The sequence below is a fragment of the Kiloniella laminariae DSM 19542 genome, assembly GCF_000374005.1.
Classification (GTDB): Bacteria; Pseudomonadota; Alphaproteobacteria; order Kiloniellales; family Kiloniellaceae; genus Kiloniella; species Kiloniella laminariae.
On sequence record NZ_KB893134.1, the window covers coordinates 490,674 to 515,940 of the forward strand.

The window sequence follows — 25,267 nt, forward strand, 5'->3', positions numbered from 1 at the left end:
GGAAGGTGCATGGTGCCTTGATTCGGGGGAATGGGTGTCATGTTTAAGATGAAACTTGAAGAATGATCATGAATATAGGCTGACGCCTGTTGTCCTTTTGAGTGATGACGAGAATTTTTCCTCTGATTTTCTCGGAGTGTTACGGGATGCGGGTTTTCAGAATGTTTCCAGCTGCACGGGATCTCATTCGGATGAGAAGGCTGCTCCCGGTCTGCTGTTTTTTGATTCCGGAACCAAGCCGGGTCCCGCACGGGAGTTGCTCAAGCAGATTCTTGCCTTCCCTTCTGGGCAGCGGTGTCCGGTTGTCTATCTGGAGCAAGATGCCCAGAAGACAGAAGTAGACGGATCGGATCTGCGTTGTGATGACATTCTTCTCTATCCCCAGTCATTGTATCGACTTGAAACTTGCTGCCGAACTCTTTTGCAGATGGCACAAGAGCGCCAAATGTGGGAAGAGAAAAAGCGTCAGCTTGAATCTGAATTGGAGAAAAAATCAGAAAAAGCTGATCAGGCATTGATTTTACTGCAGCAGGCCGAGAAACGCTTGCTGCAGCAAAATCCTGGCCTGACGAGTCAGAACCAGGACAGGGATAATCTTGTTGCTGATATGAGCCATGAACTGCGGACGCCGCTCAATGCCATACTGGGTTTCTCCGAAATTATGAAGGAACAGGCCTTTGGAGCCCTGGGACATGAAAAATATCTGGGTTATGCGGGGGATATTCATAAAGCCAGCCAGCATTTGCTCGGAATCGTTAACGATGTGCTTGATATTGCCAAAGCTGATTCCGAAGGCCCGGTTCTCGAGCTTTCTGATGTTTCTGTAAAAGATGCCGTTTCTGACACCTTTCGTATGATGGCTGTTCTGGCTGAAGAGGCGGGAGTGGAACTCTCTTTTAATATACCGTCTGACTTCCCGGATTTGAAAACAGACGAGCGCCGCTTCAAACAGGTTCTGACCAACCTGGTTTCCAATGCTGTAAAGTTTACGCGCCCGGGAGGCCGAGTCTCGGTTGAGGGCTTCTATAGTGATGAAGACGGGGCTATTTTGATGATCATCCGGGATAATGGAATTGGAATGACCTCGTCGGAACTTGCTGTCGCGCTGACCCCCTATGGGCAGATAGAAAAAGCCCAATCCAACACGCATGTCAGGGGAACGGGACTTGGACTGCCAGTATCGAAAAAGGCTGTAGAAGCCCTGGGAGGAGATTTTCATATTACCAGTGAACCCGGCTTGGGAACGGCGGTTACTCTGAGATTTCCTTCTTATCTCGTTGTGGAATAAGCTGCCCGAAGAAACTTAATTTTGAAGTTTCTTCTTGCTCCGCAAAGTTCGGAGCCCTTTTTTTAGATCTTCATTTTTAGATGTGATTTCTGTCTCTGTGCTGGAATCAAGGCGCAGGAGCTTGTTTTTGTTTTGCTCTGCTTTCACCTGTTCAAGAGTCCGTAACGGCCTTGCAAGATAAGGGCTGGAAGTGACGGAATGAAAAGTTTTCATCATCTTATCCACAGATTTGTCCACAAGATGTGGTGTTGTGCCTGAACAGGTATACACAATTGAAGGGGAAAAACCAAGAAATAAACGCAAAGATGGTGTAGAATTGATTTGTCCTCCCTATGGGTGTGGTTTCTAGATTTTTCAGGGCCGGGGAGAGCGATTTTACTGCCTGCAGACTTGACCGGAGGTGGTTCTCCCACCAAATATAACAGGAGTTGTGGGGCTGAATGATTCAGACCATAGAAACAAGGGCCGCCTTTTGGGGGGCTTTACAGAGTTGAGCCTTGCTCTGCCGAGGAGGTAACGATGTCGCGTTTATCACTTTTTAACAGCCCTCTGATGCTTGGTTTTGAGCAGTTTGAGCAGGCCGTTGATATGATTACGAAAACTGCTGCCGATGGCTATCCCCCATACAATGTAGAAAAGATTGGTGAAAATCGAATTCGCATCACACTGGCTGTGGCGGGTTTTGCGCCTGAAGACATGCAGGTGCAAATTGAAAGCAACCAGCTTGTCATTCGTGGGAAGGCCAAATCAGACGATGACCGGATTTACCTGCACCGGGGAATTGCGGCCCGTCAGTTTCGCAGAGCCTTTGTTTTGGCAGATGGCATTGAGGTCCAGGATGCAACTTTGGACAATGGGCTGTTGCATATTGATCTGGAAAAGCCGCTTGTTGATGTTCCGATCAGGAGCATTGCAATTCAGACCCTGAAAAAGGCACCTAAAAAGACGATAATTGAAGAAAATTGATGTAAATTTCTAAAAAAGAAAACGAGTTGATGCTTCCTTAACATTAGGGAAGTATGGTGGCCTTTAGAACAGTTGCCTTTGAGCTGCACCCTGTAGCAGGCAGAAAGAAGTATGATGGTAAAGCAAGTAATTTCAGAGATTATGACTGAACAGGACATGACGGCCCTGGGATTGGAAGCTGTGGCTTATGTCAAGGCTGTCGATGTGGACGGAGAGGCTTGCTTTGGTATTTTTGCCGCTGATGGCACAGAAATCACAGTTGTAACCAATCGTGATGTTGCCTTTGCTGCTGTACGCCAGCAGGATCTGGAGCCCTTGAGTGTGCACTAAACCGTGACGCTTGGGCAGGGGTATTCTCTGTCCTTGTCCGGGAGTGCTTCTTCTGGCGTTTGGAATAAATTGATGTTTGAAATAAAAAAGGCCCCCTTTCGGGAGCCTTTTTCAGTTTATATCCTTATCAGGCAGCGTGACTTGTTGCAGTCGCACTCAGAAGAGCATAGATGCCGTCATCACTCTCTGTGCCCCGAAGTTTTTCGCAGGTTGCAGCATCTCTCAAGAGGCGTGACACTCTGGCCAAGGCTTTGAGATGGTCTGCTCCAGCGGTTTCCGGTGCGAGAAGAAGGCAAATGAGATCTACCGGTTGTTCGTCTATGGAATCAAAGTCGACTGGGCGTTCCAGCTTGACAAAGAAGCCATAGAGTCGATCAAGGTTTGGCAGTTTCCCGTGAGGAATCGCTATTCCTTGCCCGATACCTGTCGTGCCGAGTTTTTCCCTTTCAATCAGAACGTCAAAAATATCACGTTCTTCCTGTCCGGTAATTTCCGCGGCACGTTTTGCCATTTCCTGAAGCACTTGCTTCTTGCTGTTGGCACGCAAGCCGGCGGCCACAGCATTAGGGCCGATAAGGTCGGTTATTTCCATAGTACAATCAGGTCTTTAGCTGTTAATTTCTCTGACTTTTTGTTGGATCAACCCAGCCAATGTTTCCGTCAGAGCGACGGTAGATCATATTCAGACCACCGTGTTTGCTGTTGCGGAACATCATCGCAGGCAGATCTTCCAGGTCCATCCGCATCACGGCGAGACCTGCTGTCAAAGTCGGGATTTCTGTTGGCATTTCTGCCACAATCAAGGGGCTGTTGTCGTCGTTGTTAACGGCATCAACAGCGTCGTCTTGGTCTTCATCATGCTCGCCAGACAGAATGTAATGCTGGGCATGAGTTGCTTCCTTACCACCTTCTGCATGATCGTCGCGGAGCTTCCGCTTGTGACGACGCAGGCGTTTTGACAGGCGTTCAGCAGCCAGGTCAAATGCGGGATAGGGTTCGCCAGCCTCACCATTGGCTTCGAGGCGAATATTTTTGCCCACATGGGCAACAATTGTTGCCCGATAGAGATAGGCGTTTCTGGACAGGGTGACATTCACATCTATCGCGTCACCAAAATATTTATCCAGTGTTGAGGAAAGGTTTTCTTCGATATGTGTGCGCAGCGCGTCGCCGACGTCGAGCTGCTTGCCTTTAACGGAAAGCTGCATGTGAACATATTCTCTGAATTGTTAAGGGGTTTTGTGTAATGACAATCCGTGCCATTCATGCCCCGCTATCTGGGGCGGCACCATAGTGTCGTCGTCTATTGGAGTCAAGGACAGTAGGTAGAACCATATTTTCCCTCCCGTTTTCGTAAACGACCTATACAGTATATCACAGTCTTTGGCGCTGGGGAGACTTTGTTACATCTAAATTATAAAGAGAGTGATTTTTCCCGGCGTCTCTGTACAGATGATGAAATTCCAAGGGCTTCACGATACTTGGCCACGGTCCTCCGGGCGATATCGATCCCTTCCTGCTTCAGTTTGGTCACGAGAGCATCGTCGGACAGGATTTTTTTACTGTCCTCCTGATCAATCAGGTTCTTGATTCTGTCCCGGACTGCTTCGGAAGAATGGTTGTTCCCGTCTTCTCCGCCAATAGAAGAGGTGAAAAAATACTTCATTTCATAGGTGCCGCGCGGGGTTACCATATACTTGTTCGAAGTTACCCGGCTCACAGTTGATTCGTGCATCTCGATAACTTCGGCAATATCCTTGAGGGTCAAAGGTCGCAGAGACTGGACCCCCTTTTGCAGAAACTTTTCCTGCTGCCGGACAATTTCTGATGCGACCTTCATCACCGTGGTAGCGCGTTGGTGCAGTGCTTTTACCAGCCAGTTCGCCGACTGGATTTGTTCGGAAATATAGGTTTTCTCTTCTTTGGTCCGGGCGAGTTGGGACACGTTGTTGTAATAGTGATTGTTGATCAGGACTTTTGGCAGGGCGTCTGTATTAAGTTCAACATGCCAGCCCCCAGCACGATCGGGTTTGACAATGACTTCGGGGATCACTGATTCAACGTCGCTGGTGTCAAACGACGCGGCAGGTCGCGGGTTTAAGGCCCGGATTTCGGCGATCATATCGGTTATGTCTTCGTCATCGACATGGCAGACCTTGCGCAAGCCAGCGAGGTCCCTTTTTGCCAGAAGATCCAGATTGTCGAGCAAGGCCTGGATGACTGGATCAAGCCGGTTTTTCTCCCGGAGCTGGATCGCAAGGCATTCTGCTAGATCTCGGGCACAGATTCCTGAGGGGTCAAAAGTCTGTAGTGTTTGCAAAACACTTTCGATCAACTCGATTTTGCAGCCGAGCTGTTCTGCCAGTTCCCCAAGATCGGCTTTCATATAACCGGATTCATCAAGGTTATCGATCAGGTGCAGCCCAATGATCCGTTTGGTCGGATCGTCGATCTCCATCACCAGCTGTTCACGAAGATGAGCGCTTAGAGTAACGGTTTCTTCCAGACGATTTTCAAGCGAGAAGGACTCGTCGTCAAACCGGGTATTGCCGCCGGGACCCCAGCTGGAAAAGGAGGTGCTGTCCTCGCTCCACTGGTTGTCGGGACTGCTGTCATAATAGCTGTCGAAATCAGTGTCGAGCGGGGACTGGTTACTATCCGGCAGGGTTTCTGCGTTCCCGAGCTCAAGCGAGTCGGGGGAATTGCTGTCGTTGCCGGAAGAAGATTCTGCCGCGGCGTGCAGGTCCCCGGCCTCGCGTTCCTGCCTCTCGGCGTTACCCGTGCCATCATCCCTGTCTAAAAGCGGGTTCTGTTCCAGTTCCCGTTGAACATATTCAGCCAACTCTATATTCGACAGCTGCAGTAATTTGATGGCCTGCTGCAGTTGCGGGGTCATGACGAGGCTTTGACTTTGCCTCAGCTCAAGTCTTTGAGATACCGCCATAGGTTAACCTTTAGAGGCTAAACCTTTCACCTAAGTAAACGCGACGTACATCGTCGTTATTGACGATCTCGCCAGGAGTGCCTTCCATCAGCACCATGCCATCGTGAATGATATAGGCCCGGTCCACAATATCCAATGTTTCCCGAACATTATGATCCGTAATTAGGACGCCAATACCCCTGTCTTTGAGGTGCATGACCAGGTCACGAATATCACCAACTGCAATGGGATCAATCCCGGCCAAGGGTTCATCAAGCAGGATAAAGCTGGGATCGGATGCCAGTGCACGGGCAATTTCGACACGACGTCGTTCCCCGCCCGAGAGGGCAATGGCAGGTGTTTTGCGCAGGTGGGTGATGGAAAATTCGGCCATCAGGCTATCAAGTTTGGCTTCCCGCTTGCTGCGAACCGGCTCGACCACTTCCAGCACACCCCGGATATTCTGTTCCACCGTCAGTCCCCTGAAGATCGATGCTTCCTGAGGCAGGTAGCCAATGCCCATCCGGGCCCGTCGATACATGGGCAGATCGGTGATGTCCTGGTTGTCCAGGGTGACCCAGCCGGAATCCGGGGCAAGCAGTCCGGTGATAATGTAAAAACTGGTGGTTTTCCCTGCTCCATTGGGACCGAGGAGGCCGACAATCTCGCCGCGCTGGACCTTCATGGTCACAGCTCTGAGTACGGGGCGTTTCTTGAAGCTTTTACCAAGATTTGTTGCAATGAGCCCCTGATTGTCAGCAATCAAGGTTGGCTTGTTTTCCTGGCTCGCGGTGTCGGGATGCTTCTCAGTCATTAAATTTGTTTGCCGTTAAAAGTGGTGCCGCGTAAATATCTTGAATGTATCAGGGTTTCTTTTTCTTACTGGAGGGAAGGATGAGGCCTGTTACGGGTTTGCCACCTGCGCTGGTCAGCTTGCTGACACCTGTAGCAAGATTGAATTCAGCCTGATCCCCGTTCATCTGGTTTTCCCCCTGGGTTATCTTGACATTACCGATGAGGTTCGCCAACTCCTTCTTGACATAATAGATGCCTTTGTCACCGGTCGCGTATTCAGTTTTGGTTGCAACCCGGACATCACCAAAGGCGTCAATACGTTCGATTTCCAGTTTTTCCTGAGCATTTTTAACGAAGTGAGCCGTCAGAATATTACCGTGAACCCTTTTGTCTTCGCGGATCGCAACAGCATTGCCGCGGGCAACGGCGAGCTGCTTTGCTTCCCAATATTCCAGGCTATCTCTGGCCGTAATGGTATCGGCCCCACTGATCATGCGCAGGTCTTTGCCTGTGAGGACCATGACCTGCTGATCGATATCGTAAACGCCATTGTCGCCATAAGCGGTTTCCCCAGGTGAAATGATCTGAACGTTGCCAACGGCATCGACCCTGTAGATTTCGGTTCCGCCTTCTGCGCCTTCGCGGTAATGGGCGATCAGTTGGTCGCCACGAACCTCCAGCTCGCCCTGTGCCGCACGGGCGTTGCCACTGGCGACGTACTGTTTCTTGTCCCGGCGCCATTCAATCCCTTCATCGGCATTGATTTCAAGCGGTTCTTTGCCCTGACCCAGGCCTTCGGTCAATCCCTGCGCCAGAGATGCAGTGTGTGGTGCAAGTGCCAGGAAGAACGCGATTGCCGCTGTGACCGGAAGAATGGCCGATGTTAGGCGCCTCATTTTTTTAACGTCTCCTGTGCGTCGGAAAGAATGACCAGCCGGCTCTTTCCGGTGAAGGTGATACGCTGTCCCCGGTCTGTAATGACAAAGCCTTCTGACACGACTGTTCCGGCTGGACCGTGTCCGTTGACTTCACTCTGACCATAGGCCGAGCCTGCATTCACATCAATCATGGCTTCTTGGGTTATGATTTCAAAGCCTTGATCCTGAAAGATATTCACGTTTCCATCAAGGGTGAGGTATTTTGCATCCTTGTCGTAGAGCCCGGAACGGGCAGACAGTGCGATCCAGCTGCCGTCCTGTAAGGAAATATCTGCCTTGGGCAGTGTGAGGAAGATCTCGTTTTCCCGTTCGCGGGACTGTTCGGCCAGGTCGGCGATAATGGTGTAGGGTTGCTCCTGATCATCAAGACCAAGGTATTTGGGATTGAGCGCGCTGAGTGTATCAGGTGCATCGCCAAGAATGCTTTTGCCGATGGCTGTACCCTCTGCGATGACCTGTTCTTCAAGCTGGGGCCAGACGATAACCAGCAGGATCAGGATGATGGCAAAAAAAGGCAGAGCGATTTTGGCGATGCTGACAAAAACGCTGTAGCCATTTTTCCCAGAAAAACTGGGTGGTTTTACAGCTTCAGGGATAGTGACTGCCGCGGGGGAGGCGGTGGTGGCCGGCGCCTGGTTCTTTGCGGAAGTTTTTGAGGACATTTTTTCCATTGTGCCTCAGGCAATTCCGGCGCGAAGGCAGTCATGGATGTGAATGATACCGACTGGCCGCTGGTTGTCTGTGACAAAAAGGCTGGTGATGGAGCTTTCATTCATCTGTCCCAGTGCCTCGGCGGCGAGGGCTGCGGGGCGGGTTGTTTTGGGTGAAGCGGTCATCACGTCTTCGGCTGTCATGGCAAGGATGTCAGAATCCATATGTCGACGCAGATCTCCATCGGTCACAATGCCCTTTAAAAGGCCTGCGGCATCGGTAACGCCAATGCAGCCGAAAGCCTTTTGAGTCATGATGAGAATGGTTTCCGACATGCGGGTGTCACCAGAGCAGAGTGGCAGGTCTTCGCCGTGCATAAGGTCGGACACCTTGAGCAGCTTTGTCCCGAGTGCGCCGCCGGGATGGAAAACCTTGAAGTCCTGTGCCTTGAAATCCTTTTGTTCCAGCAAGGCGACAGCAAGTGCATCGCCCAGAGCGAGAGACATGGTCGTCGAAGTCGTTGGAGCAAGCCCGTGGGGGCAGGCCTCGGGCAGATTCGGCAAGATCAGAGCGACATCTGCAGCCTCTGCAAGGGCAGAAACTTTGCGGCCAGTCATGGCAATCAGGGGAATCCCATATCGACGTGTATAGGTGATCAGATCGCCCAGCTCGGCAGTGTTGCCGGAATTGGACATCGCCAGTACGGCATCATTGCGGGTGATCATGCCGAGATCCCCGTGGCTGGCTTCGCCGGGATGAACAAAGGAAGCCGGTGTGCCTGTTGAAGCCAGCGAGGCTGCAATTTTCCGGGCGATATGTCCGCTTTTTCCCATACCGGTAATGATCACGCGCCCGGTTACAGCCATCAGGATTTCGATTGCTTTCGTGAAGCTGTCATCAAGCTCCTGACTCAAGGTGTGTATGGCTGTGGCCTCCAGCTCAAGTACGCGCCGGGCCGAGATCAGGGCTTGTGAACTGTCAGATTTTTGTTGCGACATTTCTGGCTCGATATTGCGAACTCTATTGACCATTTTCTATACTTGCTACTCAGGCGCCCCACAGGAAGCGATGGTTGGGTCTATATCAGGACCATTGGTAACACGGAAAACATCAGCAAGTAAAACTGCCTCGCCGAGAAAATGCCGCTAAATGATGACCATATAAAGGCGGTCATCTGCGTGAAGATGTCTCAGGGGAGGGTATTTTTACGCGTGAGCAAAAATATCACTCTCCGGCCAACCGGCGAGATCAAGCTTTGCGCGCCAGGGGAGGAATTGAAAACAGGCACGGGCCATTTCCAGCCGTCCCTCGCGTGCCAGCCGCTGATCGAGGATCTCAACCATTTTATGGAGGTAAAGGACATCAGAAGCAGCGTAGTTCAGCTGATCCTGAGAGAGATCAGATGCCCCCCAGTCTGATGACTGTTGCTGCTTGGAGATATCGACACCAAGAAGCTCGCGGCAGAGTTCTTTGAGTCCGTGGCGGTCCGTGTAGGTGCGAATGAGTTTGGAGGCAATCTTGGTGCAGTATACGGGATTGCAGGTTACGCCGAGATAGCGTTCGATTGCGGCAAGATCAAACCGGGCAAAATGAAAGATCTTGGTGACATCCTGGTTGGTAAAGAGCGCGCGGAGATTGGGGGCGTCATAGTTGCCGTCTTTGAACTGGACGAGATGGCAAACGCCGTCTCCTGCAGAGAGCTGAACCAGACACAAGCGATCACGTGATAAATTGAGGCCCATCGTTTCCGAGTCAACAGCAACAGAGCCGCCAAAGTCTATGCCGTCTGGCAGGTCTGTCTGATGCAGATGGATTGTAACTTCACTCACGTATCTCTCCCGGGTTGCCGTATGGTGCAGGACTGTATGATGCCTGTTTCGCTTCGGTCTCGATTACAAATATGGGCTGCATTCTCTCTGGCGGGATGATTCTGTCAAGTGAACATCCGTCTTGTTCCTATGTTACTGCGGCTTGTTAGGAAAAAGCCAGCCCAATGCTGTATAGTAGGTCTTCACGAGAGGAACTGCAGGTTTGAACAGTTAACACAACGGCAGGGCGAAGATGCGAGAACTGAAACGAAGAGAAGAGCAGGTTGTTACAATATTTGGCGGATCGGGTTTTATCGGGCGTTACGTTGTGGCCGTGCTGGCGCGTGACGGATGGCGGATCAGGGTTGCTGTCCGGGACCCGCAAAAAGCGGCTTTTCTGAAAGCCTGTGGTGATGTCGGACAAGTTGTTCCCCTTGCGGTCGATGTATCCGACCCGGCATCAGTTGCCCGAATTATTCAGGGCAGTTCTGTCGTTATCAATTTGATCGGAATTCTTCTGGAACAGGGAAAGCAGCGCTTTGATCTGCTTCAGTCCAAAGTACCGGGTATTATTGCTGTGGCAGCACGGGAGGCCGGTGCGAAGGCCCTGATCCAGATGTCCGCCATTGGGGCTGATTTGAACTCGACATCCAGATACGGGCAAAGCAAAGCGGAAGGGGAGGCCGCGGCGCGGATGGCTTTTCCGTCTGCTGTGATTGTTCGACCCAGTATTGTTTTTGGCCCCGAGGATGATTTTTTTAACCGCTTTGCAAAGATGGCACAGGTCAGTCCGTTTCTGCCTCTGGTGGGCGGTGGGCATAACCGGTTTCAACCCGTTTATGTAGGGGATGTTGCTAAGGCTGTCCGGCAGATTGTTCTGCAGCCGGAAAAATATTCAGGAGAGATCTGTGAATTGGGTGGTCCGCGAGTGATGACATTCCGGGAGTGCCTTGAGTTGTTGTTGCGGGTAACCGGATTGAACAGATTATTGGTCAACCTGCCCTTCTGGCTGGCAAGGGTGATGTCGATTTTTATGACTGTTTTGCCAAACCCGCCTCTGACACTGGATCAACTGAGAATGCTTGAGAAGGACAACATTACGTCTGATCACGTGAAGAATTTTGGCGATCTGGGCATAAGGCCTGTAGATCCAATTTTAATCGTGCCTGGATATCTTTCGCAATATCGCCGTGGTGGAAGATAATTTCTGAATAAGAGTTTTAGTTTATATATCTTATTGAAATTTAATAAAAATAAAAGTCTCAAAATGGAACTAAATTAAGTAATTTTTATCAGGAATTTTGATTTTTCATTGTGTTATTTTGAGTGTTATTGACATTTAGGTCAAATATGATTACCTATATTGCCTATCGGTCAAAGCTATTCAATTAAAGAATCGGGTATCAAGAGGCGTAAAGCCCTTTGCAAGCTACGGTATGAAGCCTTGCGCCCGCTGCGGGAGAGATACATGTCTGACAAAATGCTGCAATTCGTCCGGCAAGGGCGAGAGATGCCTGAAAAGCGCGCTGTACCACAGCGACGTGAAGACTTTCGGGAAATTTACGATGCCTTTACTCCGGCTGCAGCTCAGACCCAGGCCAGCCGTTGTTCACAATGTGGCGTGCCTTTTTGTCAAATCCACTGTCCGCTTTCCAATAACATTCCAGACTGGTTGATGCTGACAGCCAATGATCGTCTGGAAGAGGCGTATGAACTATCCCAGGCGACCAATAATTTTCCAGAAATATGCGGCCGGATTTGTCCGCAGGATCGTCTGTGCGAAGGCAAGTGCGTTATTCAGCAGTCAGGCCATGGAACGGTCACGATAGGTTCTGTCGAAAAATATATTACGGATACGGCTTGGGAAAAAGGCTGGGTCAAGCCGGCAAAGCCGCAACGCGAGCTTGCAGAGACTGTCGCGATCATCGGCGCGGGCCCCGGCGGGTTGGCTGCAGCAGAACAGCTGCGCCGCAAGGGCTATCAGGTTCATGTCTATGACCGGTATGACCGTGCGGGTGGTCTGCTGGTTTATGGAATTCCAGGGTTCAAACTGGAAAAGAATGTGGTCGAACGACGGGTTGATCTGCTGGAACAGGCGGGTATTCATTTCCATCTGGGCCAGGATATTGGCGGGACAGTTTCCTTTGCTGATATCAGGAACAAACATGATGCCGTACTGGTTGCTACAGGTGTCTATCAGGCGCGGGATCTGAGCCTGCCCGGCAGTGAACTGCGCAATATTCTGCCAGCGCTCTATTACCTTACAGAAGCCAACCGGAAAGATCTGGGTATTGCTTCTGACCACATGAGTGATGAGCTGAACGCCCAGGGCAAGAATGTTGTGGTGATTGGCGGCGGCGATACTGCGATGGACTGTGTGCGTACTGCAGTTCGTCAGGGGGCCAAGTCGGTTAAATGTCTTTATCGCCGCGACAAGAGCAACATGCCCGGATCGGAGCGCGAAGTACAGAATGCGGAAGAAGAGGGGGTGGAATTTGTCTGGCTCTCGGCCCCGGAAGCTTTTGTCGGAGATGAAGTCGTCCGCGAAGTGCTGGCTTCAAAAGTACATCTTGGTATTGCTGATGCCTCTGGCCGTCAGGTGCCGCAGATTGTACCGGACTCCCGCGAAGCCATTCCAGCGGATCTGGTGATCAAGGCGCTTGGGTTCGAACCCGAAAATCTGCCAAAGCTCTTTAATGAACAGGGGCTGGAAGTGAGCCGTTACGGGACGCTGCAGGTTGATGAAACAACCATGATGACAGCTCTCGACGGTGTTTTTGCCGCCGGTGATATCGTGCGCGGAGCTTCCCTGGTTGTCTGGGCAATCAAGGATGCCCGGGATGCTGCTGAACAGATGCATGCTTTTATAAAAAACAAGAATACAGCTGCTGCTTAAGGAGAGAGTCCATGGAAAAGAATGATCCGATTGCCCGGTGGGAACAGCTGGCAGCACACTACGAGAAAAACGGCCTTTATAACCCGGAAGATGAACATTCTTCCTGTGGTGTCGGCCTTGTGGCCGCCATTGATGGCACCCCCCGACGTTCTGTGGTTGAAGCGGGTATCGATGCCCTGAAGGCGGTTTGGCACCGTGGGGCAGTTGATGCAGACGGCAAGACTGGCGACGGTTGCGGAATCCATGTAGAGATTCCCCAGGACTTCTTTCGCGAACATATTGAACGTATTGGCCACAAAGCAAAGCAGGGACAGCTGGCGATCGGGATGGTGTTCCTGCCGCGTACTGACTTTGCCTCTCAGGAACGCTGTCGCGTTATCGTCGAGCGTGAAATTCTGAATTTTGGTTACTCGATCTATGGTTGGCGACAGGTTCCGGTCAATACCTCAATTTGCGGGGAAAAAGCAGGTTTGAACCGGCCCGAGATCGAGCAGATCATGATTGCCAATTCTGCCGGGGTTGATGACGAGCGCTTTGAAACCGATCTCTATATTATCCGTCGCCGGATTGAGGCCGCGGCAGAGCGTGACTCGATCAAGGATTTTTACATCTGTTCGCTGAGCTGTCGGTCAATTATCTATAAAGGGATGGTTCTGGCCGAGAATCTCTCGGATTTTTACCCAGACCTGCTGGACGAGCGGTTTGTGTCCAGCTTTGCGATCTTTCACCAGCGTTTTTCGACCAACACCTTCCCGACCTGGCATCTGGCCCAGCCTTTTCGGGTGATTGCGCATAACGGCGAGATCAACACCCTACGCGGCAATGTGAACTGGATGAAGTCGCATGAGTGCCGGATTGATCATCCGAAGTTTGGATCCCACGTCGAGGATCTGAAACCGGTCATCCGTCCCGGCAGTTCTGATTCAGCGGCGCTGGATGCGGTGTTCGAGCTGATGATCCGCTCTGACCGTAGCCTTCCCATGGCCAAAACCCTTTTGGTGCCGGAAGCCTGGAGCAAAAATGATGCGGTGCCGCAACATCACAAGGAGCTTTACGCCTATTGTAACGCGGTGATGGAACCCTGGGATGGTCCGGCAGCGATCTGTGCTTTCTCCGGCCCCTGGGCATTGGCTGGGACAGACCGGAACGGCTTGCGTCCGCTTCGTTACGCAATCACCAATGATGGATTGCTTTTTGCCGGGTCTGAAACCGGAATGGTGCACATTGATATCAGCCGGATTATCGAGAAAGGTCGTCTTGGTCCCGGACAGATGATTGCGGTGAATTTCAAGGAAGGCCGTCTGTACAAGGATCACGAGATCAAGGACCGCCTTGCGGGCCAACAGCCTTTTGGTGACTGGCTGAAAAACATTATGGTGATCGAAGACCTGGTCAAGATTCACAAATACAGCCAAAAACCGCTCAATCGTGAAGAGTTGCGTCGTCGCCAGCTGGCATTCGGCCTGACGATCGAGGATATGGAGTTGATCCTCCATCCAATGGTCGAGCTGGCAAAGGAAGCTGTTGGTTCCATGGGCGATGATACGCCACTGGCCGTGCTTTCCGACAACGTTCGCCCGATGCACCATTTCTTCCGCCAGAATTTCAGTCAGGTGACCAACCCGCCGATTGACAGTCTGCGGGAAAAGCAGGTGATGTCGCTGATTACCCGTCTTGGCAATCTGGGCAACGTGCTGGATGAAGAAGAGGGGCAGGTAACGATCCTGCAGCTTGATTCCCCGGTTCTGACCAATTCCGAATTTGTTGCTCTCTCGAAACATATGGGCCGCAGCGTTGGGGTTGTCGACTGTACTTTTGATGCTAACGGCAAGCCGGGCAACCTGCGCAACGCCTTGCGCCGTATCCGCCGGGAAGCGGAAGAGTTCGTCCGCGAAGGTTTCGAGCATGTAATTCTTACCGATGAAACCCAGAGTTCCGAACGGATTGCGATCCCGATGATCCTGGCAACCGGGGCTGTGCATACGCATCTGGTTGCCCAGAAACTGCGGTCATTCTGCTCGATCAACGTCCGCAGTGCCGAATGTCTTGATGTGCATTATTTTGCCGTCCTGATCGGTGTGGGGGCGACGACGGTTAACGCCTATCTGGCGGAAGAAGCCATTGCCGACCGCCATCGTCGCGGCCTGTTTGGGGATCTCAGTTTTGATGATTGCATGAAGCGCTATACCATTGCTGTGGATGAGGGCCTGCTCAAGATCATGGGTAAAATGGGGATTTCGGTTATCTCCTCCTATCGCGGTGGTTATAACTTTGAAGCTTTGGGGCTTTCCCGCACGCTGGTCGATGAGTTCTTCCCGGGTATGCCAAGCCGGATCTCCGGAATTGGGATGAGCGGGCTGGAAGAGAAAGCGCTGGAGCTGCACAACAAGGCCTGGGGCGGAGATTCAATCGCATTGCCCGTCGGGGGGTTCTATCGCTACCGCGCCGGACAGGAACTCCACGCCTGGGAAGGTCAGCTGATCCATACCATGCAGACGGCTGTGACCAATGGGTCCTACTCGCTGTTTAAAAAATATACCAAGGGACTGCAGGAACGTCCGCCGATCAATCTGCGTGATCTGCTGGATTTCAAGCGCGATGCCAAGGGCGGATTGGATGTGGAAGATACTGAATCCATTACCTCAATCCGCAAACGCTTCATCACACCCGCCATGTCGCTGGGGGCGCTGAGCCCGGAAGCACACGGGACCCTGAATATTGCCATGAACCGGATTGGTGCGAAGTCTGATTCCGGCGAAGGGGGGGAAGTTCCTGAACGCTATGTGCCCAAAGCCAATGGCGATAACGAGAACTCTGCCATCAAACAGGTTGCCTCGGGTCGTTTTGGTGTGACGGCGGAATATCTCAACAAGTGTCGGGAAATTGAAATTAAGGTTGCCCAGGGTGCCAAACCCGGTGAAGGGGGGCAGTTGCCCGGTTTCAAGGTAACCGAGCTGATTGCCCGTTTGCGCCATGCCACTCCGGGTGTCACCCTGATTTCGCCACCGCCGCACCACGATATCTATTCGATCGAGGATCTGGCGCAGCTGATCTATGACCTGAAACAGATCAATCCTGATGCCAAGGTTTGTGTTAAGCTGGTGGCTCGTTCCGGTATCGGGACAATTGCTGCAGGTGTGGCCAAGGCCAAGGCTGACGTTATTCTGATCTCTGGCAATGTAGGCGGCACAGGCGCTTCTCCGCAGACATCTGTCAAGTTTGCCGGTATCCCCTGGGAGATCGGGCTGAGCGAAGTCCATCAGGTCCTGACGCTGAACGGTCTGCGTAACAAGATCACCCTGCGGACCGATGGCGGTCTGAAAACTGGCCGGGATATTGTCATCGCCGCCCTGCTCGGGGCTGAGGAATATGGTGTTGGTACGGCATCCCTGGTGGCCATGGGCTGTATTATGGTGCGCCAGTGCCATTCCAATACCTGCCCGGTCGGGGTCTGTACCCAGGATGACGATCTGCGGGCCCGCTTTGCTGGTACCCCGGAAAAGGTGGTCAATCTTTTCAGCTTCATTGCCGAAGAGGTTCGGGAAATTCTGGCATCCCTTGGTTTCAAAACCTTGAACGAGATTATCGGCCGTACTGATTTGCTCAAACAGGTGAGCCGTGGGGCGCCGCATCTTGATGACCTGGATCTCAACCCGCTTCTGGCACTGGCGGATGCAGGTGATTCCGAGCGGTATTGCACCGCCGTTGAGCGTAATCCCGTACCGGATTCACTCGATGCCCAGATCATCGAAGATGCGAAACCGTTTTTTGATGTCGGTGAAAAGATGCAGCTGCTCTATAACGTGCGCAATACTCACCGGGCGGTCGGGACAAGACTGGCGTCAATGATTACGCGCCGTTTTGGTATGAAAGGGCTGCAGCCGGATCATATTACGGTGCGGATGCGCGGCTCGGCAGGCCAGTCCCTTGGAGCCTTTGCAGTTCAGGGGATGAAACTGGAAGTTTTTGGAGATGCCAACGACTATGTCGGCAAGGGGCTTTCTGGCGGTACGATTGTGGTGCGTCCTCTGGCTTCAAGCAAGCTACAGACCCAGGACAACACCATTATCGGCAACACGGTTCTTTATGGTGCGACAGCGGGCAAGCTGCTTGCTGCAGGGCAGGCGGGCGAGCGTTTTGCGGTCCGGAACTCTGGTGCGGATGTGGTGGTTGAGGGCTGTGGCTCTAACGGTTGTGAGTACATGACGGGCGGAACCGCGGTTATCCTCGGGGATGTCGGTTTGAACTTTGGCGCTGGCATGTCCGGCGGGATGGCTTTTGTCTATGATCCCAACCGGTTGCTGCCGAAACGGATCAACAGTGATACGGTGATCTATCAGCAGATCGAAACCGAGCACTGGGAAGGAGTTCTTCTGGATCTGATGCGGGAGCACCAGCAAGAAACCGGATCGGTCTATACCGAACGGCTGTTGAATGACTGGCAGAGGATCAAGGGTGATTTCTGGCAGGTTATCCCAAAGGAAATGCTGGCACGTCTGGCGCATCCTGCTTCTGTTGAAACCGAACTGAAGACGGCCTGACAAAAGAAGTCATAAAGATGGAGCGTAGAAAAGGGTCGGCTGTCCGGCCCTTTTCTTTTGGGAGGTCAGGACTGGATTTCGGAAAGGTAGTTTTCAACTGCCTGGCAAAGCTTTGCGGGGATTTTTTCAGGGAGGTGAACCATCAATTCCTGAGCGCCAGATCGCTTGCCGCAGCCCGGGACGGGAGTAAAGCGTCCTTTATTGTCTGTAAATTCAAGTAGTCCTTCCCGAAAGCAGCGGTTCTGGGTTTCGCCTGTGACAGACATAGAGACGAAAGACAGACGCTGAAGATACTCTTCCGAGAATAGCAGCCAATGGAACCGTTCGGATTTTTCTGCGGTATCGGGCAGGCTCAGGCGTTTGATTTCCAGAATATTTACTGTCTCATTCGATAGATGAAAGAGCACTTTAAAGCTTTGTTTGTTCACGGTAAGACTCTGGCTATTGCAGTGGGTTTCAGCTGTGTTATTCATTCGCAACAAGAAGAGCGAATCGCTTGTCTAGAGTGCCTGTGTTCTTTTTGCTATCCGTATTTTCCGAGGTTTTCTCCTCGGGTTCGCAGGGTTATAGTCGCGGCAATGAGAACACTTTATCATCTTCCACTCGATCCGGGCTGTCGCAAGGTTCGCATGCTCTTGCGCGAAAAGCAGCTGGAATGTGAGTTACATGCAGAAAAGATCTGGGAACGGCGGGATGAGTTCTTGAAACTTAACCCCGCGGGTGAGGTGCCTGTGCTGGTCGAAGAAGACGGCACTACCATCACCGGTGGCGCTCAGGTTGTTGCCGAATACCTTGAGGAAGCCTATCCGGAGAATCCTCTGCTGGGAGACACACCGCTTTGCCGGGCGGAGGTTCGTCGACTGATTGCCTGGTTCGATCTGAAATTCTGGCGTGAAGTCACCGCGAATCTGGTCGAAGAGAAGATGCTCAAGCGCTTTCTCGGCCTGGGGCAGCCGAATTCTTCTGCGATCCGGGCAGGCCATGCAAATATCCACTATCATCTGGAATATATCGCTTGGCTGAGTGACAGAAGAAACTGGCTTGCCGGAGAAGATTTTTCCCTCGCCGATATTACTGCGGCGTCTCATATTTCGGCGCTGGACTACATTGGTGATGTGCCCTGGCAAATGCATCCGGGCGCCAAAGACTGGTATGCCCGGGTCAAGTCCCGTCCCTGTATGCGCGGGGTCCTCGGCGACACCATTGCCGGTGCGCCGCCAGTAAAACACTACGCTGATCTGGATTTTTAGGCAGAGCGGGGCTGACCAGATCAACTCCGCTCTTGATCAGAAAAATTCTGAATCAGTTCACGGTTACATCCAGCTTTTCAAGGTTGAGCTGAGCCGCATCGGCCGCGGGGGTGCCAAGAGCCTTGTTGACGATTCGGAGCCAGTCTTCCCTGGCACCGGCATCATCACCCTTGAGGCGTCGCAAAATTCCACGCTCAAGCAAAGCTTCCATGTTATCGGGGTTCAGGGACAGGGCTTTTTCTGCGTCTGTCATCGCGTCGGCATCATTACCGAGAAAACGTTTGGCCGAGGCGCGGAGAACGAGCACATCGTCGCGTTCCGGTTCAAGGCTATGGGCCACTTCAAGATCAATCAGAGCCTCGTCAAAGCGGCCCTGTTCTGCAAGAATTTCGGCGCGGTCGATATAATAATCTGTGCCGTCGGGATAGATCGTTATTGCCGTGCTCTGGACGGCAAAGGCCCGGTCAAGATCGCCATGACTGTACCAGGCACGACCCGCCTGATGCAGCAGCTGTGACTTGAGCAGGAGATCGTTGCTTTTCATGTCCTGCGCGAGTTTTTCCAGACGGGTTGCGGCAGCATCATAAATCTTGAGCGCATAGAGTGCCTGGGTCGCACAGTGTTCTGCTGCATAACCACCGCCCTGTGACGCCCAGCTTAGGGCAGCCTCGAAGGCGGAATCCGGTCGGCTCTCAACCAGTCTGAGGCAGGCTTCATACTGTTCTTCGTGGTTGATCGGGGCTTTCTGCTCTGCTGCCGAGGCACCTGAAGCTATTGCAATGGTTGTCAGAAACAGAACAAGGCTTGTTGAAATCCGGTTTTTTGTCATCATGGGCATATTTGGCTCATAGAACGTGATTTTGGCAAGGGGCACTTTTTTATTTCTGCGCGGAGCCTATAGTGTGATTCAGGCAATTTCGAGATCGACTTTTATGACAGAGACAAACAAGCATCTTTTCTGCTTCGGCCTAGGCTATTCTGCCCTGGTTTTTGCCCGCAGGCTTTTGGCAAGGGGATGGAAGGTGTCCGGCACGGTTCGCCCCGGAGCAGATAAGGACCGGGGCAAGATCGACAGCCTGCAGGCTGAAGGGATCACGGTCTGGCCTTTCGACCGGGAAGCGGTGATATCAAACGTGGATAAGGCATTAGAGGGCGTTACACATATCCTTACTTCCGTGCCGCCGGATGCTGAAGGTGATACCGTGTTTGATCACCATGCAACGGATATTCTGGCTTGTAAGAGTCTGAGCTGGTTTGGGTATCTCTCAACAACCGGTGTCTACGGGAACCGGGATGGCGGCCTTGTTCATGAAGAGGATTCTCTGCACCCCAGCAGCACCCGGAGCCAACGCCGGGCAAAGGCAGAGTTGCAGTGGCAGCAGCTTTTTCATGATGAAAATCTGCCGCTGCAGATCTTCAGGTTGGCCGGGATATACGGACCCGGACGTAGCCCGCTGGAGGGTTTGAGAAGTGGCAGGGTGAAGCAGCGTATCAATAAACCGGGCCATATTTTCAGCCGGATTCATGTGGAAGATATCGCTAACGTGCTTGAGGCCTCTCTGGAGAAACCGGATCCTGGTCGAATTTATAATGTTTGTGATAATGTTCCGGAAGAACCCTGGCGGGTGACCACCCGGGCCTGCGAGTTGATCGGGATCACTCCTCCCCCGCTGGTTGCTTTTGAAGAAGCCGAAATGACCCCGATGGCCCGATCATTCTGGCTGGATAACAAGCGGGTTGATAACAGCCGCATACTCCATGAACTGGGGGTTGTTCTCCAGTACCCGGATTATGAGACTGGGCTGCAGAGTCTCTTGTAGGCAGATTCAGCCTTGCTCAGGCGAGCTGATCTTCGATACTGCGGGTGCGTTCGGAAACCACATCCCCGGTATGGGCGGTGCTGACAGGTTCAATTAGCATGATCCAGCACTCTTCTGCCGCGACAGGATTGTGGAGAACGCCCTTGGGGACCACATGCATGTCGCCTTCTTCAAGGGACACAGCCCTGTTTTCGTACTGCATCACCAGACTTCCCTTCATGATATAAAAGAGCTCGTCCTCGTTATCATGTTTATGCCAGACAAATTCCCCCTTGAGTTTGGCAATCTTGACGTACTGGTCATTGACCTGGGCAAGGACTCTGGGGGACCAGTGTTCACTAATTTGATCGAAGTGCGTGGAGGGGTTGGTTACTTCAGCAAGTTTCATCTGGATTTCCTTATCATAACAAGAGGTCTCGAAGATTCAGAGTAGCCATTTGAAGAGGCCAAAGGCCAGCATGCCGACGATGATTGTGGTCAGGAGATCCTTGCGGACCAAGCCTGTGATCACAGCAACGACAGCAGCAAGAAGTGCCGGGTTCTCAAGGTTGAATTCAATAGCGTTGCTGTTGGGAATAAGCACGGCTGGAAAGATAATGGCCGTGAGGACGGCGGGGGGAACAAAATTCAAACCAGCCTTGGCCCAGCCTGGAAAGGAGAAATGTCCCGCAGAGGCAAGCAGTATATAGCGGATACCAAAAGTTACGGCGGCCATTCCGGCGATCATGAGGATTTCAGTCATTTGTTTTCCTCTTTTGTTTGCATTCCTGCTGTATCTGTCTCTTTTGATCTCGCGGTTTCCTTTTTTCTGCGGCTGGCAAGGTGAAAGGAAAGTCCGACGGCAATTGCCGAAATGGCAGAAACCATCAGGCCGAGCTTATGCGGCAGATCAGCGGTTCCCAATGACATGGCCCCGGCGACCAGCACACAGGCCAGCATGGGGCGTGTGGTGAGGTACGGTAAAACCATGCCGATGAAGGTCGCGGACATGGCAAAGTCCAGGCCCCAGCTGTTCATTTGGGGGAAAAGTTCGCCCAAGGTAATGCCAATAACAGTGCAGAGAATCCAGTTGCCATACATGGTCAGAAAAGAGCCGAGATAAAACCACTGCAGGGAACCAAGGCGCCAGTTCTCGTCTGATTTCCGGATCTTGTCGGCCAGAATGGCGAAACTTTCATCGGTCAGGCCAAAAGCAATAACAGCACGCCAGGGGCCGGGCAGATGCTTGACGTCATCAACGATTGCTGCGGAATAGAGCAGGTGGCGCAGGTTCACGATAAATGTCGTTGCGATAATGATCAGAGGCCCTGTTCCGGCGCTGAGCAAGCCAAGGGCAATGAACTGGGACGAGCCGGCAAAAACAAAAACTGACATGGCAATTGCCCCAAGCGAAGAGAGGCCACTTTGTTCAGCCAGGGTGCCAAAGATGATGCCAAAAGGGATCGCACCAACAATCATCGGGATTGTGGCGCGACTTCCGGCAAAAACCTCTTTGAGGCGGTTTGGGCAACTTTGGCTTGTCCCGGTGCTGGCAAGGATTGTCGGAGAGGTACAGGCACCCGGATCATGCAGGTTTGTCATGTCATATTTCTCGTTGGGTCTTGAATTGTATCAGAGCTAAAGGGTTAGGATCATGTAGATATCAGAGCGTTCGTATTCAGATTTCCCCAGGGGGTGTGCAGTTTCACAGAAGCCGAGTTTTCGATAGAGTTTCTGGGCATGGAGCAGTTTCCTGTTGCTTTCGAGGAAGACCTGTTTCGCCCCAAGTCGTCTGGCTTCGGCCAAAGTTTCCAGCATCAGCCGACGCCCTATTCCTTTTGACTGGGCAGAAGGCGTGACACCTGTTTTCGAGATTTCAAAAAGATCGTCACTGACCCGGGCCAAGGCGCAGGTGCCAACAGGAACGCCATTGATCAGGGCAAAGAAAATGGAGCCGCCACGAGAGAGGTAATAGCCCCCCGGATTGCCAAGAGACTCTTTATCGCGCTCGGCCTGCTGGTCGGGAAAGTAGTAATCTAGCCATTCCTGATTTAACAGCTTGAAGGCCTCGGCGTACTTCTGGTCCCAGTTGACAATGGTTATCTCGCCGTTAAGCCGGGGGTCATTGAGCCTCTCGAGGACCTGTTGACTGAGGGGTATTTCTCTCAGGCGTTCTTCAATTGTCAGAATATGTCCGGTCAAGGTCGCAGCCTCTATGCCCTCCTGCAGTTGATCTACTGCCTTGCTCAATTCTGCCCAGACGGGCTTGAGTTTGGGCAAGAGGCTTTTTGACTGCGCTGTGAGGGACAGTTTCTGGGTGCGCTCGTCTTCAGGGTCGGGCGTTTTAGTGATCCAGCCTTCCCGGATCATTTTCTGTGCCATCTTGCTGACCGCGGGATGGCTGACACATAAAGCTTCGGATGCATCTGTAACCGATACGGCCCCCTGTCGGAACAAGAGATAAAACAGCGGGAAGTGGCTTGGCTGTAAAGAAATTCCCGCTTTGTCATAGATTGTCGTGACCTCTTGAAACAATTGATCACTCAGTCTTTTCAAGCGACTGCCAAGGGAAAGGCTGCCAAAAGATGCCATGGTGTCCATGCAGGTTATCAATCCCGAATCCAAAACCAATTACGTAACTGATTACATAACTGGTTTTGGATTGATAAAATGGCAAGGCAAAAAATGAATCGAGAACGGGTTCCCGTTATCGAAAACGCGGTCCGGAATTTTGTTCAGGCTGAGTGAGCACAGGCCCGACGATCAAGAGTAGCGGGATTGCTCGTTGAACGATCAGAATTTCTGGTGGCTGATTTCCTTGACCACTTTGAACAGGCGCTGGAGATCTTCAGGTGTGGAGAGGCGGTGATCGCCGTTTTTCACCAAAATCACCTCGATATCATCACTTTGCAGTGATTCTGATATTCGTGTTGCTGTTATCCAGGGAACATCGAGATCCTCAATTCCCTGAATAAGCCTGACGGGACAGGAAATTTTCTGCTTTTGTCTTAAAAGCAGATGCTTGCGCCCTTCCTCAATCAGCTGGAGTGTAAGGGGATAAGGTGCATCCCCGTAGTCACTGGGCTGGTGGTAAACACCTTCCTGCAGCAGTGTTGCCTGAATCTCCGGTGAAAATTTTTGCCACATGAGATCTTCGGTAAAGTCTGGAGCAGCAGCTATTCCAACAAGACCTTTGATCCGTTCCTGTCTTTGTAAGGCGACGTTCAGCATGATCCAGCCACCCATGGAGGAGCCGATCAGGATCTGGGGTCCTTTGGTGAGTTGATCTACAACGGCCAAGGCATCCTGGCTCCATTGTCCAATGGTGCCGTCTTTAAAGAGGCCGGAAGATTGCCCATGGCCGGAATAGTCAAACCGCAGGAAGCTCTGTCGCCTGTCGCGGGCGAAATTCTCCAGTGCGACAGCTTTCGTGCCGGTCATGTCAGACATGAAACCGCCAAGAAACACAAGTCCGGGTAAATCCTTATCGCCTTCTGTCTTTATATAGGCTATACGCTGCCCATCAGGGCGTTCGAGAAATGCTGGTGGCTGGGTGCTGGACACTGTATTTTGAGCGGGCGTTATGATTTTGTCAGACATAAATAAAACAGGACTCCTGAAGTAACCGTTATGACGGATGGTTCTTACATTAACACTTTGTTATCGCAAGCTGCTACCCCCGAGCTTCCTGTTCTGGTCAAGCCGGATGGAACAGCCATGACCGTGCTCCAGGTGGTTCCGGCCATGGATTCCGGCGGAGTTGAGCGCGGGACGCTGGATATGGCCAAAGCTATTGTCGAAGCCGGTGGCAAGGCCATTGTCGCCTCGCGTGGCGGACAGCTGGTCACGCGCTTGAACATGGCGGGCGTTGAACATGTTGAGCTGCCGGTTCATTCCAAAAATCCCTGGACCATGTGGCGCAATACCAGCCGTCTTTTGAAAGTTATCCGCAAGCATGGTGTTGATCTTGTTCATGTAAGATCACGTGCGCCTGGACGGCCTGCCCAGAGAGCCGCCCGAAAGGCAGGGGTTCCTTTCGTTACGACAGTGCATGCGCCTTACAATATCGAAAACCGTTTCAAACGCTATTACAACTCGGTAATGACCCGAGGTGATATCGTGATTTCGATCTCTGAATTTGTGTCGGAATATATCCGGAGCAACTATGAGGTTGATGAGAGTAAAGTCCGGGTTGTTCATCGCGGGATGGATACAGACAGTTTCAGCCCCCATACCGTCAGTGCCGAACGGGTGATCCAGCTCTCGACCAAATGGCGCCTGCCAGACGGCGTGCCGTTGATTATGCTGCCGGGACGCTTGACCCGCTGGAAGGGGCAGGCAATTTTGCTGAAGGCTCTAACCCATCTGCACGATCTTGACCTTTGCTGTGCGTTGGTAGGTTCCGACCAGGGGCGGTCGGCCTATCGTGAAGAGCTGGAAAAAATGATTGCAGATTTAGGCCTGAGCGAGCGGGCTTTCATCATGGATAACTGTGATGACATGCCTTCGGCCTACATGCTTTCCGATGTGGTGGTTTCTGCCTCTACCGATCCGGAAGGCTTTGGTCGGGTCGTCAGCGAAGGGCAGGCGATGGGACGCCCCGTGGTTGCCAGTAATCATGGTGGGGCCAAAGAACAGCTGCTGCCGAACGAAACAGGTTTTCTGTTCGAAAACGGGGATGCCGAGAGCTGTGCAAGAGCTATTCGTAAAGCGCTAAGTCTCAATGCCCGGGAGAGGGAAATTCTTTCGCGTAAAGGGCAGGAACGGGTCCAGCAGTTTTTCACCAAGAAGCTCATGTGTGCCAAGACGCTGTCAATCTATAGCGAGCTTATCAATGCGAAGGGCAAGAAAGCAGTTTAGATCACTGCTTCGCCGATTGATTATCCAGGGGATTGACCGTCAACTTTTTACGCTTTCCGGTAATCCTCTGGTAACTCATTGATGAATTCCAGCGAGATGAGTTTCTTTCAGGTTTTTGCCGGGCAAAATCTCCAAGCTGAATAAGGCAAGTGTAAACCGGGCAGGGTTCGAATGGTTTCCCTGGGGCGCTATTAAAAGAATCGGCCTGTTTGCGCTGATTCC

24 protein-coding genes are annotated in these 25,267 nt (G+C 52.1%); 9 read left to right on the top strand and 15 right to left on the bottom strand.

Features of this window, described 5'->3' with window-relative positions; translation table 11 throughout:
* Positions 1-55: 55 nt before the first annotated feature.
* From B152_RS24890 to B152_RS0102400, 3 genes are all read left to right on the top strand, one after another.
* Entirely contained in the window at positions 56-1,288 is a 1,233-nt protein-coding gene (locus tag B152_RS24890; RefSeq protein WP_020590777.1) for a sensor histidine kinase, read from the top strand.
* A 519-nt stretch (positions 1,289-1,807) separates the two neighbouring features.
* Positions 1,808-2,254, top strand: a complete 447-nt coding sequence (locus B152_RS22210) for an Hsp20 family protein (protein ID WP_020590779.1) — start codon at positions 1,808-1,810, stop codon at positions 2,252-2,254.
* A 111-nt stretch (positions 2,255-2,365) separates the two neighbouring features.
* Entirely contained in the window at positions 2,366-2,584 is a 219-nt protein-coding gene (locus B152_RS0102400) for a DUF1150 family protein (protein ID WP_020590780.1), read from the top strand.
* 127 nt (positions 2,585-2,711) lie between these two features.
* Here the strand turns inward: B152_RS0102400 and ptsN are convergent, their stop codons facing one another.
* The 8 genes from ptsN to B152_RS0102440 form a co-directional block, all read right to left on the bottom strand.
* Positions 2,712-3,176: a PTS IIA-like nitrogen regulatory protein PtsN gene (gene ptsN / locus B152_RS0102405; RefSeq protein ID WP_020590781.1), complete on the bottom strand. Its 465-nt coding sequence runs from the start codon at positions 3,174-3,176 to the stop codon at positions 2,712-2,714.
* A gap of 22 nt (positions 3,177-3,198) precedes the next feature.
* Positions 3,199-3,792 carry a ribosome hibernation-promoting factor, HPF/YfiA family gene (gene hpf, locus B152_RS0102410; protein ID WP_020590782.1) on the bottom strand — a complete coding sequence of 198 codons (594 nt, stop codon included), beginning with the start codon at positions 3,790-3,792 and terminating at the stop codon, positions 3,199-3,201.
* Positions 3,793-3,998: 206 nt separating this feature from the next.
* Positions 3,999-5,528 carry an RNA polymerase factor sigma-54 gene (rpoN, locus tag B152_RS0102415; protein WP_026261215.1) on the bottom strand — a complete coding sequence of 510 codons (1,530 nt, stop codon included), beginning with the start codon at positions 5,526-5,528 and terminating at the stop codon, positions 3,999-4,001.
* Positions 5,529-5,538: 10 nt separating this feature from the next.
* Positions 5,539-6,321, bottom strand: a complete 783-nt coding sequence (gene lptB, locus B152_RS0102420) for an LPS export ABC transporter ATP-binding protein (RefSeq protein ID WP_020590784.1) — start codon at positions 6,319-6,321, stop codon at positions 5,539-5,541.
* A 49-nt stretch (positions 6,322-6,370) separates the two neighbouring features.
* On the bottom strand, positions 6,371-7,198 hold the full coding sequence (locus tag B152_RS0102425; RefSeq protein WP_020590785.1) for an LptA/OstA family protein: 828 nt from the start codon (positions 7,196-7,198) through the stop codon (positions 6,371-6,373).
* On the bottom strand, positions 7,195-7,902 hold the full coding sequence (gene lptC, locus B152_RS22215) for an LPS export ABC transporter periplasmic protein LptC (RefSeq protein ID WP_157230778.1): 708 nt from the start codon (positions 7,900-7,902) through the stop codon (positions 7,195-7,197). The genes B152_RS0102425 and lptC overlap by 4 nt, the downstream gene beginning before the upstream one ends.
* Before the next feature lie 15 nt (positions 7,903-7,917).
* Positions 7,918-8,922 carry a KpsF/GutQ family sugar-phosphate isomerase gene (locus B152_RS0102435; protein ID WP_020590787.1) on the bottom strand — a complete coding sequence of 335 codons (1,005 nt, stop codon included), beginning with the start codon at positions 8,920-8,922 and terminating at the stop codon, positions 7,918-7,920.
* Between the two features lie 174 nt (positions 8,923-9,096).
* Positions 9,097-9,720 (bottom strand): ribonuclease D, encoded by a 624-nt coding sequence (locus B152_RS0102440; protein WP_020590788.1) that lies wholly within the window; start codon positions 9,718-9,720, stop codon positions 9,097-9,099.
* Positions 9,721-9,952: 232 nt separating this feature from the next.
* On the opposite strand from B152_RS0102440, the gene B152_RS0102445 reads away from it, so the two are divergent.
* From B152_RS0102445 to gltB, 3 genes are all read left to right on the top strand, one after another.
* Positions 9,953-10,903, top strand: a complete 951-nt coding sequence (locus B152_RS0102445) for a complex I NDUFA9 subunit family protein (protein WP_020590789.1) — start codon at positions 9,953-9,955, stop codon at positions 10,901-10,903.
* A 264-nt stretch (positions 10,904-11,167) separates the two neighbouring features.
* Complete coding sequence (locus B152_RS0102450; protein ID WP_020590790.1) at positions 11,168-12,595, top strand: NAD(P)-dependent oxidoreductase; 1,428 nt, start codon at positions 11,168-11,170, stop codon at positions 12,593-12,595.
* 11 nt (positions 12,596-12,606) lie between these two features.
* A complete protein-coding gene (gene gltB, locus B152_RS0102455; protein WP_020590791.1) occupies positions 12,607-17,136 on the top strand; it encodes a glutamate synthase large subunit in 4,530 nt (1,509 codons plus the stop codon).
* 65 nt (positions 17,137-17,201) lie between these two features.
* On the opposite strand, the gene B152_RS0102460 is transcribed toward gltB, so the two are convergent.
* A complete protein-coding gene (locus tag B152_RS0102460) occupies positions 17,202-17,564 on the bottom strand; it encodes a hypothetical protein (RefSeq protein ID WP_157230779.1) in 363 nt (120 codons plus the stop codon).
* Between the two features lie 150 nt (positions 17,565-17,714).
* On the opposite strand from B152_RS0102460, the gene B152_RS0102465 reads away from it, so the two are divergent.
* Positions 17,715-18,386, top strand: coding sequence for a glutathione S-transferase family protein (locus B152_RS0102465; protein ID WP_020590793.1), 672 nt, complete (start codon positions 17,715-17,717; stop codon positions 18,384-18,386).
* Between the two features lie 52 nt (positions 18,387-18,438).
* Here B152_RS0102465 and B152_RS0102470 read toward each other — a convergent pair whose 3' ends face one another.
* The gene (locus B152_RS0102470) at positions 18,439-19,224 is read right to left on the bottom strand and encodes a tetratricopeptide repeat protein (protein ID WP_026261217.1); all 786 of its coding nucleotides are present in this window, start codon (positions 19,222-19,224) and stop codon (positions 18,439-18,441) included.
* A 94-nt stretch (positions 19,225-19,318) separates the two neighbouring features.
* Between B152_RS0102470 and B152_RS0102475 the strand changes: the two genes are divergently transcribed.
* Positions 19,319-20,206 (top strand): SDR family oxidoreductase, encoded by an 888-nt coding sequence (locus B152_RS0102475; protein WP_020590795.1) that lies wholly within the window; start codon positions 19,319-19,321, stop codon positions 20,204-20,206.
* 16 nt (positions 20,207-20,222) lie between these two features.
* Here the strand turns inward: B152_RS0102475 and B152_RS0102480 are convergent, their stop codons facing one another.
* The 5 genes from B152_RS0102480 to B152_RS0102500 form a co-directional block, all read right to left on the bottom strand.
* Positions 20,223-20,594, bottom strand: coding sequence for a cupin domain-containing protein (locus B152_RS0102480; protein WP_020590796.1), 372 nt, complete (start codon positions 20,592-20,594; stop codon positions 20,223-20,225).
* 36 nt (positions 20,595-20,630) lie between these two features.
* A complete protein-coding gene (locus B152_RS0102485; protein ID WP_020590797.1) occupies positions 20,631-20,948 on the bottom strand; it encodes an AzlD domain-containing protein in 318 nt (105 codons plus the stop codon).
* Positions 20,945-21,787 (bottom strand): AzlC family ABC transporter permease, encoded by an 843-nt coding sequence (locus B152_RS0102490; RefSeq protein ID WP_020590798.1) that lies wholly within the window; start codon positions 21,785-21,787, stop codon positions 20,945-20,947. The genes B152_RS0102485 and B152_RS0102490 overlap by 4 nt, the downstream gene beginning before the upstream one ends.
* A gap of 36 nt (positions 21,788-21,823) precedes the next feature.
* Entirely contained in the window at positions 21,824-22,786 is a 963-nt protein-coding gene (locus B152_RS0102495) for a bifunctional helix-turn-helix transcriptional regulator/GNAT family N-acetyltransferase (protein ID WP_020590799.1), read from the bottom strand.
* Between the two features lie 192 nt (positions 22,787-22,978).
* On the bottom strand, positions 22,979-23,785 hold the full coding sequence (locus tag B152_RS0102500; RefSeq protein WP_020590800.1) for an alpha/beta fold hydrolase: 807 nt from the start codon (positions 23,783-23,785) through the stop codon (positions 22,979-22,981).
* A gap of 30 nt (positions 23,786-23,815) precedes the next feature.
* On the opposite strand from B152_RS0102500, the gene B152_RS0102505 reads away from it, so the two are divergent.
* Positions 23,816-25,045 carry a glycosyltransferase family 4 protein gene (locus B152_RS0102505; RefSeq protein WP_020590801.1) on the top strand — a complete coding sequence of 410 codons (1,230 nt, stop codon included), beginning with the start codon at positions 23,816-23,818 and terminating at the stop codon, positions 25,043-25,045.
* Positions 25,046-25,267: the final 222 nt, after the last annotated feature.